The sequence below is a fragment of the Streptomyces sp. NPDC005070 genome (assembly GCF_053600395.1).
The window spans coordinates 79258-93642 of record NZ_JBSFZS010000017.1; the positions used below are offsets into that span (position 1 = coordinate 79258).

Sequence of the window (14385 nt, forward strand, 5' to 3'; positions counted from 1 at the left end):
CCGCGGGCGCAAGGACGAATCCGGACCGCATACATCGCATGGTCCCGGGTAGCCGCGCCGCCATGGCTCCACCACTTGGGAAAGCATGTGCGAATGCAACAGGACACGACAGACCGCCGTCCGGGACGACCCGCCGGTCGCTGCTCGCGGGAGTCGCGGCGCTCGGGGCGCTCGGCGCCGCCGGCTGCAGTCGCGTGGCCACGGCGGCGTCGACGGACGGCGGTGATCTCCTCGACCGGCTGAGGGCGCAGGGCGTCGTCCGGCTCGGCATCGCGGGCGAGATCCCCTTCGGCTACATCGACCGGGACGGCCGGCTCACCGGAGAGGCGCCGGAACTCGCCAAGGCCGTGTTCAAGCGGCTGGGAGTCGACCGCGTCCAGCCGGTGCCGACCGAGTTCGGTTCCCTCATACCCGGGCTGGACTCGCAGCAGTTCGACGTCGTCTCCGCGGGGATGTACATCAATGCGGAGCGCTGCGAGCAGGTCATCTTCGCCGACCCCGACTATCAGATGCTCGACGCGTTCATCGTGCGCAAGGGCAATCCGAAGGGGCTGCGGGACTACCGGGACGTCGTGGCGAAGAAGGCCACCTTCGCGACCGGGACCGGCTACGCGGAGATCCAGTACGCCGTCGAGGCCGGGTACGAGGAGAGCGACATCCTGATCGTGCCCGACCAGGTGGCCGGGCTGAACGCGGTCGAGGCGGGGCGCGCCGACGTCTTCGCGGGGACGGCGCTGACCGTCCGCGAGGTGGTGCGGAACTCCGCGAAGACCGAGAGCACCAGGCCCTTCGCACCGCTGGTCAAAGGCAAGCCGCACGTCGACGGCGGCGGTTTCGCCTTCCGTTCGCCGGAGACGCGGCTGCGGGACGCCTTCAACGCCGAGCTGCGGAAGATGAAGGAGAGCGGCGAACTCTTCCGCATCCTGCGGCCGTTCGGCTTCACCAAGGCCGAGATGACCGACATGACCGCGAAGGAGCTGTGCCGCGGATGACATCGGGACTCTGGAAACTCGTCCTCGAAGGGATCTGGGTCACCATCCAACTGCTGTTCCTCAGCGCACTGTTGGCCGGAGCCATGTCCTTCCTGGCAGGAATCGCCCGCACCTCGCGGTCATGGATCGTCCGCTTCCTCGCGGGCTTCTACACCGAGGTGTTCCGCGGCACCTCCGCGCTGATCATGATCTTCTGGGTGTACTTCGTGCTGCCGCTCGCCTTCGGCTGGCAGCTCGTCCCGCTGTGGGCGGGCACGCTGGCGCTCGGGCTGACGTACGGGGCGTACGGATCGGAGATCGTGCGCGGCGCGCTGACCGCGGTCGACCCGGCGCAGCGCGAGGGCGGGATCGCGCTCAGCTTCACGCCCTGGCAGCGGATGCGGCTGATCCTGCTGCCGCAGGCGGTGCCGGAGATGATCCCGCCCTTCTCCAACCTGCTGGTCGAACTGCTCAAGGGCACGGCGCTCGTCTCCGTGATGGGCATGGGCGATCTGACCTTCAGCGCCAACCTGGTGCGGCTCGCCCTCCAGCAGAGCGCGGAGGTCTACACGTACGTCCTGCTCATCTACTTCGTCATCGCCTTCCTGCTCACCCGGCTGATGCGCGGCCTGGAGAAGCGGCTCAAGGCCGGGGTCGGCAGGACGTCGGACAGCATGCCGGCCCGCGAGGCGAAGCGGACCGCGACGGCCGGCGCGGGCGCCGGCGCGGCCGCGGGCGGAGGTGCCTCATGAGCGGCACACCCTTCATGGAGACGACGATCGGTGGTGCCGCGTGACCTGGGACTGGAACGCCGTCGGCGACTTCATGCCGCACTTCCGGGACGGTCTGCTGGTCACGCTTCAGGCGCTGGCCCTCGGCTCGGTGATCTCGTTCGCCCTCGGCCTGGTGTGGGCGCTGCTGATGCGGACGCCGACACGCTGGGTGCGCTGGCCGGTCGGGGTGGCCACCGAGTTCGTGCGCGACACCCCGTTGCTGGTGCAGCTCTTCTTCCTCTTCTACGTGCTGCCCGAGTGGAACATCACGTTCTCCGCGCTGACCACCGGTGTGATCGCGATCGGGCTGCACTACTCGACGTACACGATGCAGGTCTACCGGGCCGGCATCGAGGGCGTGCCCGCCGGACAGTGGGAGGCGGCCACGGCGCTCGGCCTGCCCGCGCGGCGCACCTGGACGGCGGTGATCCTGCCGCAGGCGGTCCGCCGTGTGGTGCCGGCGCTCGGCAACTACGTCATCGCGATGCTCAAGGACACCCCGCTGCTCATGACGATCACCGTGCTGGAGATGCTCGGCGAGGCGCGGCTGTACTCGCAGCAGCACTTCCAGTTCACGGAGCCGCTCACGGTCATCGGTGTGGCCTTCATCCTCATTTCCTACCCGGCTTCCCTGCTGCTGCGAGCCCTGGAGCGACGCCTTGTCCGCTGAGACGAACACCGGAACCAGCCCCCTGGACGACCTCGCCAATCCCCCGGTGGACGGCAGCGAGCTGATCCGCTTCGACAAGGTCACCAAGCGCTTCGGGGACAACACCGTCCTCGACGACCTCGACTTCCGCGTCGACTCCGGCAAGCACGTCACGCTGATCGGCCCGTCCGGTTCCGGCAAGACGACGATCCTGCGGCTGCTGATGACCCTGACCCGGCCGGACGAGGGCACGATCACGGTCGCCGGGGACCGGCTCTTCCCCGCACAGGGGAAGCAGGTCCGCGAGGTCCGCAAGAAGATCGGAATGGTCTTCCAGCAGTTCAACCTGTTCCCGAACATGAGCGTGCTCAGAAACGTCACCGAGGCACCCGTGACCGTCCTCGGCCTGTCCCGGGACGAGGCCGAGGAACGGGCCCGCGGACTGCTGGACCTGGTCGGTCTCGCGGACAAGTGCGACGCGCGGCCGGGCCGGCTGTCCGGCGGCCAGCAGCAGCGCGTGGCCATCGCCCGCGCGCTGGCGATGCGCCCGCAGGTGCTGCTCCTGGACGAGGTGACGTCCGCGCTCGATCCCGAACTGGTCGCGGGCGTCCTCGACGTCCTGAGCGACATCGCCCACACCACGGACATCACGATGCTCTGTGTGACCCACGAGATGAATTTCGCCAGGGACATCTCGGACCAGGTGCTGATGTTCGATTCCGGTCATGTCATCGAATCCGGCACGCCGGAGCAGATCTTCAGCGACCCGGAGCACGAACGGACCAGGGAATTCCTCGGCGCGGTCCTCTGAGGTCGGGGAGCGACCGACGGGCGGCTGGGGAGCGCGGCCGGCAAGGCACGAGGTCCCGCGAGTGGGGCATGCCCGAAGTGCCATGCCTTTGGCATATGCCAGGGTGGTGCGCTCCTGCTGAGAGGCATGGAGCGCACCACCAATGTCGTCAACGGACCGCCACAGATGGCGCCTTGACCGTTATCGTGTAGTGAGCCCAGGTGTCCGGCCCGACGTCATTTTTGAGCCGGGCCATGAAGCGCAGGGGGAAACCGTGGCGCTGATGAACGAGCCGACCGTGCCGTACAACTCGGCCCAGGACGCCCTGCGCGTCCTGGAGACGCTGTCGCGGCACACCACCGGTGTCACCACGACCGAACTCGCCCGCCGGGCCGGCCTCGGCGCCGACCGGCTGACCGCTCTGCTGCGCATGCTGCGCAGGGAGGACTACGTCGAGCAGGTCACGGACGGCGCGTACGTCACCGGCGCCGCCCTCGGCCGTCTCGGTTCCGCCCACGGCCGCGAGCAGGCGCTGCGCGACACACTCCAGCAGACGATCGACCGGCTCCGCGACTCGGTCGGCGCCGCGATCTACATCAGCCGCTACATCGACGGCGAGGTGCACGTCACCCAGTACGCGGAGAGCCCGACCACTCCCGCGGTCAACGAATGGGTCGACTTCCGCTCCTCCGCCCACGCCAGCGCGGTCGGCAAGAGCCTTCTCGGCCAGCTCGACCACAACGGCCGCCGCGACCACCTCGCCCGCCACAAGATGGCCCGGCTCACCTCGCGGACCATCACCAGCGAGCGGCTCCTGCTGTCCCGCCTCGACTCCCAGCCGGCCACCGTGCCCGTGCTCGACCTCCAGGAGTACGCGATCGGCACGGTCTGCGCGGCCGTCCCGATCACCGCAGGCTCCTCCGTCGGCTGCCTCGCCCTCTCGCTCCCGGTCGAACACGCCCACCGGCTCCGCCGCGCCGCGGACACCCTGAACCGCGGCGCGACCCCGGTGCTGCTGTCCCTCGCGATCTGACGGCCGCCACCGCACCGGGCCCGCGCACAGCTCGTACGGGCCCGCACGAGTGGTCGGCGCGCGTGGTCCGCGCGGCTGGTCGGAAACACCCGCGCGGACCAGGTAGTATTTCCTTCGTCGCCGACCGCAGAAGCGGAAGGCGGGAGTCATGCGCCGCTAGCTCAGTTGGTTAGAGCAGCTGACTCTTAATCAGCGGGTCCGGGGTTCGAGTCCCTGGCGGCGCACCTTGGTGAAGGCCCTCCACATCAGTGGGGGGCCTTCACGCGTCTCCGGGAGCCTCAGACGCCCGTGCTCATCCCCCGGACGGCCCCGCCGTGACGAACTCCGTCAGCACCCGCGCCAGCAGTTCCGGATCCCGTGCCCCGCACAGTTCGCGCGCCGAGTGCATCGACAGCCCGGCCACCCCCACATCGACCGTCGTCACACCGAGACGGGCCCCGATGACCGGACCGATCGACGTCCCGCACGGCATCGCGTTGTTCGAGACGAACGGCTGATACGGCACCCCGGCCCGTTCGCAGGCCGCGGCGAAGGCGGCGACCCCGACACCGTCGCTGGCGTACCGCTGATTGACGTTGACCTTGATCACGGGACCGCCGTTGGGCAGCGGACGGTGGTCCGGGTCGTGCCGTTCGGCGTAGTTGGGGTGGACCGCGTGGGTCATGTCGGAGGAGACGCACAGGGCACCGGCGAGGGCACGGTCGAAGTCCTCCCGGCCGCCGCCCCGCGCGGTCACGGAGCGGCCGAGCACCCGCTCCAGGAAGGGGCTCTCGGCTCCGGACTCCGATCCGTTGCCGACCTCCTCGTGGTCGAAGGCGGCGAGCACCGGTATGGAGGCGGGCGGCCGTTCCGAGCCGGCCGCCGCGACCAGGGCGGTGACACCCGCGTGCACCGAGATCTGGTTGTCGAGGCGTGGCGCGACGATGAACTCCTCGTCCGCGCCCAGATATCCCGGCCGCTGGATGTCGTGCAGCATGAGGTCCCAGCCGAGGACCTCCGAGGCGTCGGCGCCCGCCTCGTCCGCGACCCGGCCGAGCAGCGCGCCGGGCGCGGAGCCGCCGAGCCCCCACAGCGGGGTCATGTGCCGCTGCCGGTCCAGGGCGAGCCCCTCGTTCACGGTCCGGTCGAGGTGGATGGCGAGCTGCGGCACCCGCAGCAGCGGCTTGTCGACGCGGACCAGCCGGGTCGAACCGTCACGCAGGACCAGCCGCCCCGAGACGCCGAGGTCCCGGTCGAGCCAGGTGTTGAGCGGCAACGCGCCGTAGATCTCCACGGCGATCTGCCGCCACCCCGCCGAGCCGGTGTCCGGCGTGGGCTTCACCCGCAGGTTCGGCGAGTCGGTGTGCGTGCCGACGATCCGAAACGGGGTGGCGGCGGGGGCGCCCGGCGGGACGTACCAGGCGACGAGTGCTCCCCCGCGTACGACATAGCGGCCTCCCTCGGCACCGGCCGTCCACTCGTCCCGCTCCCGCACCTCCGCGAAACCCGCCTTCTCCAGGCGCTGCGCCGCGCTCGCCACCACGTGGTACGGCGAGGGGCTGGCTCTGACGAACCCGAGCAGGTCGTCGTTGTGTCCGCGGTCGAGCGGGTCATGCGTGGGGGACATGATGGCCTTTCGGGTGCCGTCGAGGGAGTGGGGGTGGCGGAGCGTCGGACCGGCCGGTGGGGCACACGGGCCGGCTGGGGCGGCGGTCCTCCCGGGGGCGGCCTGGGGCGCGGGGGCATGACACGTCCCCGGCCGGCTCCGGGCCCCGGCACCGGCGACACCACCGGCGTCCCCGGCACGGACGTGAGCCGGGGCGGCATCGCCCCGCGGCTGACGAGTCCGCGACCCGGATCAGGCAACGCAACGCCCTTCTTCCCTCGGCTCGGGCCCGTGGCGCACAGGCCCCTCGGCACACGTGCCCGGATATCCTCCCCGCGGAAAGCGGCCGGGATGCCTCGTGTCGCCACCGTTCACAAGACACCGCCGGGCGTCACGGCCCTCGCGGACCATCCGGGACGGACGCCCCCGTGCCCCCGGACCATCCGGGACGACGGTCACCCCTCCGCCGGACCACCCGGGACGAAGGTCACCGGCCCCGGACCTGTACGAGTACCAGGCCCGGGACGAGGCCCGCTCGTGCGCCGCTGGAGCCCAGGTCCCGATCCGTCCCGGCGGCTATCGCGTCAGCAGTTCCTCCCGGCCGTGCGCCCGGTACCGGGCCACCAGGCCGTCCACGTCCGCCGCCGTGAGTCTCCGGTACCCCGGTTCGCCCGGCGGCCGCCACCACACCGGGTCGGCACAGCGGAAGCCCTCGCGCCGCAGCGCCACCCGGTGGATCTTGTTGGTGGCGGTGACGGGCATCCGTTCCACGATCCGCAGGAACCGGGGTGCCATCTTCGTGCCCAGATCCGGCTGGGCGAGCAGGAACGCGATGAAGGGCGAGGGACCGAAACGGGCGCCCTCCTTCAGGGCCAGGGCCGCCATCACCTGGTCGCCCGCCACCGGATCCGGTACCGCGTAGACCGCGACGGCGGCGGCGTCCTCGTACCGCGCGAGGATGTTCTCGATCATCGCGGCGGCGAGGTTCTCGCTGTCGACGCGCAGCCGGTCGTCGGCCCGTCCGGCGAAGTAGAGGAAGCCGTCAGCGTCGCGGTAGAAGAGGTCACCGGTCCAGTACCAGCCCTCTCCCGCCCCGCCGTTCCCCTCCTCCGCCTTCCGTTCCCCGCCGTTCCCCTCCCCCGGTGCGGGCGGCGCTCCCCGGCGCCGGGCCGCCTCGGCCTCGGGATTGCGCCAGTACCCCTCGAAGAGACTGGCGCCCCGGTTCACCAACTCCCCTATCGCGTCGCCTCCGTTGAGCAGACGCCCGTCCTCGGCGAAGACGGCCGGCGGGCACTCGCGCCGGGTGTCCGGGTCGATCACCGCGAGGTCGTCCGCGGGCGCCGCCCGGCCGATCGCCCCGGCCGGGGTGCCGGGCGTGCGCTGGACGGCGGCGCCGCCCTCGGAGGACCCGTAGCCCTCCACGAGCCGAGCTCCGAAGCGCTTCTCGAAGGCGGCCGCGTCGACCGCCCCGGCCTCCGTCCCGAATCCCAGGCGCAGCGGGTTGTCGCGGTCGTCGGGGCGGGCGGGCGTGGCCAGGAGGTACTGCACGGCACGGCCGACGTAGGTGAAGTACGTGGCCCCACAGGCCCGTACGTCAGGCAGGAACCCGGAGGCCGAGAAGCGGCGCCGCAGCGCGATCCCCGCACCGGCCGCCAGCGCGGGGGCCCAGTCGGCGATCACGGCGTTGCCGTGGAACATCGGCATGCAGATGTAGTGGGTGTCGTCCGCGCGCACCCCGAAGTGGCCGGCGAGCGAGCGGCCGGCTGCCGCGATCCTGCCCTGGGTGCAGATCGCGGCCTTGGGCGCGCCGGTCGAACCGGACGTGAAGAGCAGCAGGAAGCGGCTGTCCGGGCTCGCCCCGCCCTCGTCCGGCTTCGCGCCCTCGTACTCCTTCAGAAGCTCGGCGTAGGCGTCCGTGCCGGTCACCAGGACCCGCACGTCAGGGAGTTCGAGTCCGTCGAGGAGCGGCAGGTGGGCCCGCTCGGTGACGAGCACCCGGCACTCGGTGTGCAGGATGTCCCGGGCCAGTTCGGGTCCGCGCCGGGTCGGGTTGATCCCCGCGACGGCGGCACCGGCGAGAGCGGCCGCCCCCAGCCACAGGGGGTATTCGGGGGTGTTGTCGAGCAGCACCCCCACGTGCGGCTCCGCGCCGGACGGCAGCAGCTCGGCGAACAGTGCCGCGCGGGCCGCCGCTCCCGCCGCGACCTGGTGATGACTGACGACCCGGCCCTCGAACCACAGCCCCGGCCGGTGGTCGCCCCACCGCTCCCGCACGAGTTCACCGACGGTGCGCCTGCTGGATCCCATGAGCCGTACCGTAATTGACGGTCCGTCAGATGAGGAGGGTCGTGCACGCCCTCCGGCCCCCGGCCCCGCGCCGTCCGGCCCCGCCCGCGCCGTCCGGGCCCCGGCCGGCACCGTGACTCACGGCGGCAGGCGCCCGGCAGGCACCGCGACCGGCACTACACCCCGCCGAACAACCCGTCGATGCCCGAGGCCACCTGGTGGTAGGTGACCATGAAGCCGATGCAGCCGCTGACGATCAGACCGAAGAACACCAGCAGGCCGAAGGTGCCCACGGCCGCCCTGGTCTGGCTCGGCGGCTGCGCCGTCGCCTTCTCCGGCTGCGAGGCGGTGTAGTACACGAGGACGATGTCCCCTTCGACGACCGTCGCGCGGCCGTTGGCCTCCTTGAAGCGGACCACGACGCCCTCACGCGTCGTGAACTCGTAGACGTGGTGCAGGGTCGTGGTGACGGAGGTGTCGTTGCCGCCCCCGCTGACCGTCGTGTACGAGCGCAGACAGCGCGCCTCCGCGGTCAGTCCGCTGCTCCAGGCGCTGCGCAGTTCCAGCGAGCGGCGCACGATTCTGGCCGCCGCCAGCAGCACCACGGCGATGATCAGGCTGGGTATGGCATAGAAGATCACACTCATGACGGTCCCCCGGTGGTCGATGTGGTTCCCCGCACGCCGACTTGGTCGAGTCGACGTGCGGGGAACATACCCGCACCGGTGGCCCTCGCGCCTCAGATAAGGCTCAGAACTCGGGCGCCCGGGGATGGCAACCCGGGTGTCCGGGGCTCAGAACGTGACGTCCGCGCAGGAGTAGAACGCGTTCGTCGTGTCGGCGACCGTCCACACCCCGAGGACGACGTGGTGCCCTGTCCTGCCGCTGGGCAGCGTGCCGGTGTGCGTGAGCGTGGACGGGGGGCGCTGTCCGTTGTAGGGGACCGTCAGGAACGGGGTGGTCTCCAGGTCCGCGCGGGTCAGCGCGTGGTTCTGGTTCCAGCCGGTCTTGGTGATGAAGTACTTGAAGTCGGTGGTCGCGTGCATGGCGGTGAACTGCCAGCGGAACGTGTAGGTCTGGCCCGCGGTGACCTTGGTCGTCGGCCAGGCCGTGCCCGCTGGGGTCTTCGGCTGGTCGAGCTGGCCGAAGTTGGTGTGGCCGGCGGAGCAGATCCGCCCGTCGGCCGGGCCCGCCGCCGGGAAGCCCTTGAGGCCCTCGACGCTCTGCGGCTCCCATTGGATGTCACCGCAGTTGGCCACGATGCCGCCGTTCGCGGCGCACATCTTCTGCCTGCTGAGGGGCTGGTCGGTGTAGCCGTGGGCGCTGGCTCCGCCGGTGGAGAGCACGAAGGTGCCTGCCGTCGCGAGGCCGAGCGCCGCCGCGTACATCTTGGCCTTCCGGCCGGTACGGGGCCGGCCGGCGCGGAAGTGGTTCGTCCGTGTGCGCATACTGCCGCTCCTGGAGGACGTGGGGGATGTTCCCGTGAGCTGTGCGCGCGATTTCAGGTCTAGACCAAGTGTCAGATTATTGCGGGTAGTTGAACATGTCCATACCAATAGCGAACCTGCCGGCCCCGCCCGGCCGCCTACGAGGAGACCTCCCCGCGCCCCGTGCAGAACGCCACCGTCAAGTCCTTCACCAACGCCTTGCGCTCGTAGTCGTCCAGTTCGACCAGCCCGCGCAGGGTCAGCCGGGTCACCGTGTCCTCGACCGAGTCGACGACCGAGCCCAGCACGCTGTCGCGGTGCTGGGCGTCCAGGGCCGCGATCCGCCGGCGCTGCATCACCGCGGCGATCTCCGGCGCGTACGCGATCCGGGTCGGCTGCGCGGAGAACACCTCCAGGCCGACGGGAGCCGTGTCCGCGGCCACCATCCGGGTCAGCGCCTCGCCGACCGCGTCCGTGTTGCGCAGGGTCAGATCCCTGATCACGGCGGGCGGCAGCTCGGCCGGAAGCTGCGAGAGCACCCGCGACAGGGCCGCCTCCACGCATTCGCGCAGATACGTCCGGTGGTCGTCGACCGCGAGCGTGGCCCGCGCGGTGTCCTTGACGCGCCACACGACGAGCACGACGACCCGCAGCTCGATCCCGTTCGCGTCGACCACGGACATCGGCTCGCTGCGCCAGTGCCGCAGCCGTACGTCGACCCGGCGGCGCAGCACCAGCGGGTTGACCCACATCAGACCCGTGCGCCGGACCGTGCCGCGATAGCGCCCGAACAGGCCGAGCACCCAGGCCCGCCCGGTCCGGCCCCGGGCGAGACCGCCGAAGCCGAACAGAGCGACCGCGCCCGCACCGGCGTACGCGGCCCACTGCGCCGGCCCGAGTCCGGTGCCCGCGTGCCCGTGGAGCTCCAGCGCCGCCAGCACGGAGGGCGGCAGGAGACCCGCCCACCAGGTGGTGAGGGCACATCCGGCCACACCACAGGCCCCGGCCAGCACACCCGCCGCTCCGGGCAGCACGCGTGCGGGCCGTTCGACCAGCTCGGGGTCGGCCTCCGGCACCGGGCGCGGAGGGCGGCCGGGCGCGGGCCGCCGGATCCTCGGCTGCTCCCCCGTGCCGCGCCGGCGGCCCACGACGGCGGGCGCGAGCGGCACGGACACCGGGTCGGGGTCGTCGCGGAAGAGCAGGTGGACGGGGATCTCGGTGGTGACCTCGTTGTGGATGAGCCGGGCGGACCGGTGACCACCGCCGCCCTCGGCCGCGCTCTCGGACCGGTGACCGCCGCCCCCGGCCACCGCGTCGGACCGGTCGCCGCCCCCCTCGGCCGCAGTGTCGGACCGGTCACCGCAGCCACCCCCGGCCGCCGTGTCGGGCCGGGGTTCCGCCGGAGCCGCCCCCTCGGACTCCGGGGTGTCTGACGTCGTCGTACTCATAGCTGCCTCCATGCCTCCGCGCCTGGAAGTGTGTTCACGAGCCGTGGGGAACCCGGCCGCTCAGGAGAAGAGCCGCCGCCAGGTCTCCGGTCCCGGATAGCCGTCCGCCGCCCCGCCGCGCCAGCCCTGGGCCCGCTGGAACGCCTCGACGTTGCGCCGGTCCGCCTCGCCCCAGCGCGGCCCGGGACCGGACGTGTAGTACGTGCCGAAACCCTTCTTGACGAGCTGCTTTCCCAGCGCGGTCACCTGGGCGTCGTTCGCTCCGGGCCGGAACACCGCACGTCCCGGATAGCCGGGCACGGTGCCCGTGGAACCCGGTCCGGCCGTCACGGCGGGGATGTTCCTGCCCTGCTTGCCGACCAGGTACGACCAGGTCCTCGGCCCCGGCAGCCCGTCCGCGTCGGCTCCCTTCCAGCCCTGCGCCCGCTGGAACGCCTGCGTGGCCCGCCGGTCCGCGGCCGACCAGCGCGGCCCCGGTCCCTTCGTGTAGAAGCGGCGCCCGCCCCGGTCCACCAGGAGCCGGCCGAGCTGGGTGACGTACGCGTTGTCCGCGCCGGTCCCGAAGTACGCGGCCCCCGGAAAGCGGGTCGACGTGGACGGCGGCGGACCGCCCGCGCCCTCCGTGATCCCCCGGTAGCGGTAGGGCACGTAGCGGTCCGAGTTCGTCCAGTACGCGTACGGGGTGGACTGCCTCCTGGCGTGCGGCGGGGCCTGCTCGTAGGCGACGTACTGCGTGTGCGTGTAGTCCGTCCAGCCGCCGAAGACGACGACGTGCGAGCCCTTCTCCGGGTTGTCGGGGTTGTGGAAGAGCAGGATGTCGCCCGGCTGGAGCCGGTCCCGGGTGATCCGCACTCCGAAGCTGCCGAGACTGCCCGTCCATTCGTTGCCCGCCAGGTTCCAGGCCATCGACACGAAGCCGGAGCAGTCCTGCCGGTATCCGTCCCGCCAGTAGTCGTCCATGTTGTACGGCACCTGCGCGTCGATCCAGGTCCTGGCCCGGCTGATGATCGCGGCCCGCGTGGTGGTGGGCCCCCGGACCGCCTTGCCCGGCCTGACGGGCAGCGCGGGCTTCCCCGCCGGGCCGTGCAGCGGCGCCCGGTGCCCCTGCGGGGTCTCGACGTCCCCGTCGGCCGGGGGAAGACCGGGCCGGGCGGGCGCGTGCACGGCCGCGACCGCCGGCACCGCGCCGAGGACGGCTCCCGCGGAGACGGCCAGCGCGAGCGCCATGGGGGTTCGCGCCACCCCCGCGCGGGCGAGGACATGGGCGCGGGCCGCCGGATGGCCCAGCGGTCCGGACGGCCCGAGCCGTGAGGAGAGGGGCAGCACACGCCGCCAGTGAACACATCCGGGGCAATCGCAGTCACTCGCGGGATCGACTTCCTCGAACACCGGAGTCTTCATGTGGCGCCCCTCGCACTCCAGATTGAAATGTCGCAATTCTGCACGTTCGTCAGTTTCTCAACTGGCATCCGCGGCCGCACGCTGACGGTCCGAATGATGTACGGGAGCGCCCCGACCTGCCCCGCAGCCGCACACCCGGTCGGGAGCACCCTCGCGGGTCGGGTAGAGTTTTCCCGTCAGCAGGCGCCGCTAGCTCAGTTGGTTAGAGCAGCTGACTCTTAATCAGCGGGTCCGGGGTTCGAGTCCCTGGCGGCGCACCGACCGGAGGGCCTCCTCGTGATGAACGAGGGGGCCCTTCGTCATGCCCGGATCGTCCTGCCCGGACGCCGTCCTCCGGGGTGCTCGCCGAAGGTGTCCGCCAAAGCCGCTCGCCGGAGCCGCCCCCGTTCCGGACTTGGCGTCAAACAGTCTAGGAACGGTGGCGCTCATCCGTTCTAGGGTGGCCTCAGGTGGGCTCGACATCAGGTCGGCCGCTCCGGCCCGACCGCGTCACTCCGGTGGGCGGGCCCCGGACCTCCCGTGCCGACGCCGGGCTACTCCCGCAGCCCGTGCGCGTGCGGTCGAGGACCAGCCCGGTCGGCGGCTTCGGGGGGAAACCAGCCGTCGACCGGGCCCGGTACCGCCCCGTCGCGGCCCCGGCCGAGCACCAGCCGCCTCACCCCCGGCCCCGCCCGGCGCCCTCCGCCCTACAACCCGCTCCCCGTGAGATAAGCCGAGACGACCACGTTCGCCGTGTAGCTGCCGTCGGCACGGTCGAAGGTCCCGCCGCAGGTGATCAGCCGCAGCTCGGCCCGCCCCGCCTCCCGTACCCCGTAGGCCTGTCGGGCGTCGAAGTGGTCGCGCGGCAGCACCTGGACGTCGTCCACGGTGAACTCGGCGACCGTCCCGTCGTCGCGCGTGACCCGGACGGTGTCGCCGGGCTTGACGGTGCTGAGCCGGTAGAAGACCGCGGGCCGGGTCTCGGTGTCGACGTGGCCGACCATGAGCGCCGTCCCGGCGGCCCCCGGCCTCGCCCCCGCCGCGTACCAGCCGACGACACCCGGCTGGTCGAACGGCGGCGGATCGATGGCGCCCCGGCCGTCGAGCCCACGGGCCACGACGGGGGCCTGCACCCCCATCGAGGGAATGTCGACGCGCTGCGGCCGGGCGCTGCCGAGGGGCTTGAGCGCGGGAGGCAGCCGCACCTCAGGCGGCCGGCCGACGGCCGCGATGTCCCCCGTCGTCGGTGCCGACGTCCCCAGCCGCACATCCGTCACCTCGCGGCCCCACAGCCACAGCCCGAGCAGCAGGACCAGCCAGGCCACACCGGTCAGCAGACGTCCGGTGCCGGGGGAACGCTCCCGTTCGGCCATGTCAGTCGCGGCCGTCGTCGTCCCGGCGCGCGCTGCGGATCGCCACGGCGATCGCGGCCGCGCTCGCGAGGACCAGGCCGACCACGGCCTGCCGGGTGCCGGGTCCGGCCGCGTGGGCGTCGTTGTCCGCCGCGGCGAGCCGGGCGGTTCCGCCGCCGCCCGCGTTCACGGGCGCGACCGGCGAGGCGGGCGTGCCGACGCTCGGGGAGGAGTCGGGTGCCGGGACGGTGAGAGTGCCCTTGACCCGGTCGCGGTGGCCGTCGCAGTCGACCCGGATGCCGTAGCTGCCGGGGCGCAGTGCGGTACGGACGCGGGTGTCACCGACGAGTCCGCCGCCGCCCCCGCCGGTCAGCCGCGCGTCCGAGACGAACGCGGCCGACACCGCGGTGCCCGTGCGCCCCGCGCAGCCCATGGCCCGCAGCCGGATGTCGCTGCCGGCGGCCGGGGACGCCGGGTTCACGGACACACCGGCCGGTCCCGTGTCGGCCGCGTACGCGGCGGGAACGAAGCCGGCCGCGACCACCGCCCCGGCGCAGAGAGTGAGACGCATTGAGCGCATCGTGAAACCTCCAGACACCTGGAGACTCCCCCTCCGGGCGGCGGCCCGCATCTTCACGGAGGGCCGGCGACCGGGGCTCCGGCGGGCCGGGGTCAGGAGGGGTCGATCTCC

The 14385-nt window shown here is 72.2% G+C and carries 13 protein-coding genes and 2 tRNA genes; 7 read left to right on the forward strand and 8 right to left on the reverse strand.

Features of this window, described 5'->3' with window-relative positions:
* The first annotated feature begins 62 nt into the window (after positions 1–62).
* The 6 genes from ehuB to ACWEBX_RS08745 all read left to right on the forward strand — a co-directional run bounded on the left by ehuB (position 63) and on the right by ACWEBX_RS08745 (position 4440).
* On the forward strand, positions 63–992 hold the full coding sequence (gene ehuB / locus ACWEBX_RS08720) for an ectoine/hydroxyectoine ABC transporter substrate-binding protein EhuB (RefSeq protein WP_451884184.1): 930 nt from the start codon (positions 63–65) through the stop codon (positions 990–992).
* Entirely contained in the window at positions 989–1723 is a 735-nt protein-coding gene (gene ehuC / locus ACWEBX_RS08725) for an ectoine/hydroxyectoine ABC transporter permease subunit EhuC (RefSeq protein WP_451884185.1), read from the forward strand. The genes ehuB and ehuC overlap by 4 nt, the downstream gene beginning before the upstream one ends.
* 40 nt (positions 1724–1763) lie before the next feature.
* Positions 1764–2414 (forward strand): ectoine/hydroxyectoine ABC transporter permease subunit EhuD, encoded by a 651-nt coding sequence (ehuD, locus tag ACWEBX_RS08730; RefSeq protein ID WP_451884186.1) that lies wholly within the window; start codon positions 1764–1766, stop codon positions 2412–2414.
* Entirely contained in the window at positions 2404–3204 is an 801-nt protein-coding gene (gene ehuA, locus ACWEBX_RS08735) for an ectoine/hydroxyectoine ABC transporter ATP-binding protein EhuA (protein ID WP_451884187.1), read from the forward strand. Before ehuD ends, ehuA begins: the two co-directional genes overlap by 11 nt.
* Positions 3205–3457: 253 nt before the next feature.
* Positions 3458–4216, forward strand: a complete 759-nt coding sequence (locus tag ACWEBX_RS08740) for an IclR family transcriptional regulator (protein ID WP_451884188.1) — start codon at positions 3458–3460, stop codon at positions 4214–4216.
* Between the two features lie 150 nt (positions 4217–4366).
* Positions 4367–4440, forward strand: a tRNA-Lys gene (locus ACWEBX_RS08745).
* A 68-nt stretch (positions 4441–4508) separates the two neighbouring features.
* On the opposite strand, the gene ACWEBX_RS08750 is transcribed toward ACWEBX_RS08745, so the two are convergent.
* The 6 genes from ACWEBX_RS08750 to ACWEBX_RS08775 all read right to left on the reverse strand — a co-directional run bounded on the left by ACWEBX_RS08750 (position 4509) and on the right by ACWEBX_RS08775 (position 12363).
* Positions 4509–5822: a M18 family aminopeptidase gene (locus ACWEBX_RS08750; RefSeq protein WP_451884189.1), complete on the reverse strand. Its 1314-nt coding sequence runs from the start codon at positions 5820–5822 to the stop codon at positions 4509–4511.
* 555 nt (positions 5823–6377) lie between these two features.
* Positions 6378–8108, reverse strand: coding sequence for an AMP-binding protein (locus tag ACWEBX_RS08755; RefSeq protein ID WP_451884190.1), 1731 nt, complete (start codon positions 8106–8108; stop codon positions 6378–6380).
* A 155-nt stretch (positions 8109–8263) separates the two neighbouring features.
* Entirely contained in the window at positions 8264–8734 is a 471-nt protein-coding gene (locus tag ACWEBX_RS08760) for a hypothetical protein (protein ID WP_451884191.1), read from the reverse strand.
* A gap of 147 nt (positions 8735–8881) precedes the next feature.
* Complete coding sequence (locus tag ACWEBX_RS08765) at positions 8882–9535, reverse strand: lytic polysaccharide monooxygenase auxiliary activity family 9 protein (RefSeq protein ID WP_451884192.1); 654 nt, start codon at positions 9533–9535, stop codon at positions 8882–8884.
* 137 nt (positions 9536–9672) lie between these two features.
* A complete protein-coding gene (locus ACWEBX_RS08770; protein WP_451884193.1) occupies positions 9673–10962 on the reverse strand; it encodes an SPFH domain-containing protein in 1290 nt (429 codons plus the stop codon).
* 60 nt (positions 10963–11022) lie between these two features.
* A complete protein-coding gene (locus ACWEBX_RS08775) occupies positions 11023–12363 on the reverse strand; it encodes a peptidoglycan-binding protein (RefSeq protein ID WP_451884194.1) in 1341 nt (446 codons plus the stop codon).
* Between the two features lie 183 nt (positions 12364–12546).
* Here ACWEBX_RS08775 and ACWEBX_RS08780 point away from each other — a divergent pair.
* Positions 12547–12620, forward strand: a tRNA-Lys gene (locus tag ACWEBX_RS08780).
* 429 nt (positions 12621–13049) lie between these two features.
* Here ACWEBX_RS08780 and ACWEBX_RS08785 read toward each other — a convergent pair.
* Together ACWEBX_RS08785 and ACWEBX_RS08790 are read right to left on the reverse strand one after the other, a co-directional pair.
* A complete protein-coding gene (locus tag ACWEBX_RS08785) occupies positions 13050–13715 on the reverse strand; it encodes a class F sortase (RefSeq protein WP_451884195.1) in 666 nt (221 codons plus the stop codon).
* A 1-nt stretch (position 13716) separates the two neighbouring features.
* Positions 13717–14274, reverse strand: coding sequence for a hypothetical protein (locus ACWEBX_RS08790; RefSeq protein ID WP_451884196.1), 558 nt, complete (start codon positions 14272–14274; stop codon positions 13717–13719).
* Positions 14275–14385 lie beyond the last annotated feature (111 nt).

Bases quoted from the DNA above. Each gene is read 5' to 3' on its own strand.
- ehuB (WP_451884184.1), top strand. From the start codon at position 63: ATGGCTCCACCACTTGGGAAAGCATGTGCGAATGCAACAGGACACGAC.
- ehuC (WP_451884185.1), top strand. From the start codon at position 989: ATGACATCGGGACTCTGGAAACTCGTCCTCGAAGGGATCTGGGTCACC.
- ACWEBX_RS08750 (WP_451884189.1), bottom strand. From the start codon at position 5,822: ATGTCCCCCACGCATGACCCGCTCGACCGCGGACACAACGACGACCTG.
- ACWEBX_RS08755 (WP_451884190.1), bottom strand. From the start codon at position 8,108: ATGGGATCCAGCAGGCGCACCGTCGGTGAACTCGTGCGGGAGCGGTGG.
- ACWEBX_RS08760 (WP_451884191.1), bottom strand. From the start codon at position 8,734: ATGAGTGTGATCTTCTATGCCATACCCAGCCTGATCATCGCCGTGGTG.
- ACWEBX_RS08765 (WP_451884192.1), bottom strand. From the start codon at position 9,535: ATGCGCACACGGACGAACCACTTCCGCGCCGGCCGGCCCCGTACCGGC.
- ACWEBX_RS08770 (WP_451884193.1), bottom strand. From the start codon at position 10,962: ATGAGTACGACGACGTCAGACACCCCGGAGTCCGAGGGGGCGGCTCCG.
- ACWEBX_RS08775 (WP_451884194.1), bottom strand. From the start codon at position 12,363: ATGAAGACTCCGGTGTTCGAGGAAGTCGATCCCGCGAGTGACTGCGAT.
- ACWEBX_RS08785 (WP_451884195.1), bottom strand. From the start codon at position 13,715: ATGGCCGAACGGGAGCGTTCCCCCGGCACCGGACGTCTGCTGACCGGT.
- ACWEBX_RS08790 (WP_451884196.1), bottom strand. From the start codon at position 14,274: ATGCGCTCAATGCGTCTCACTCTCTGCGCCGGGGCGGTGGTCGCGGCC.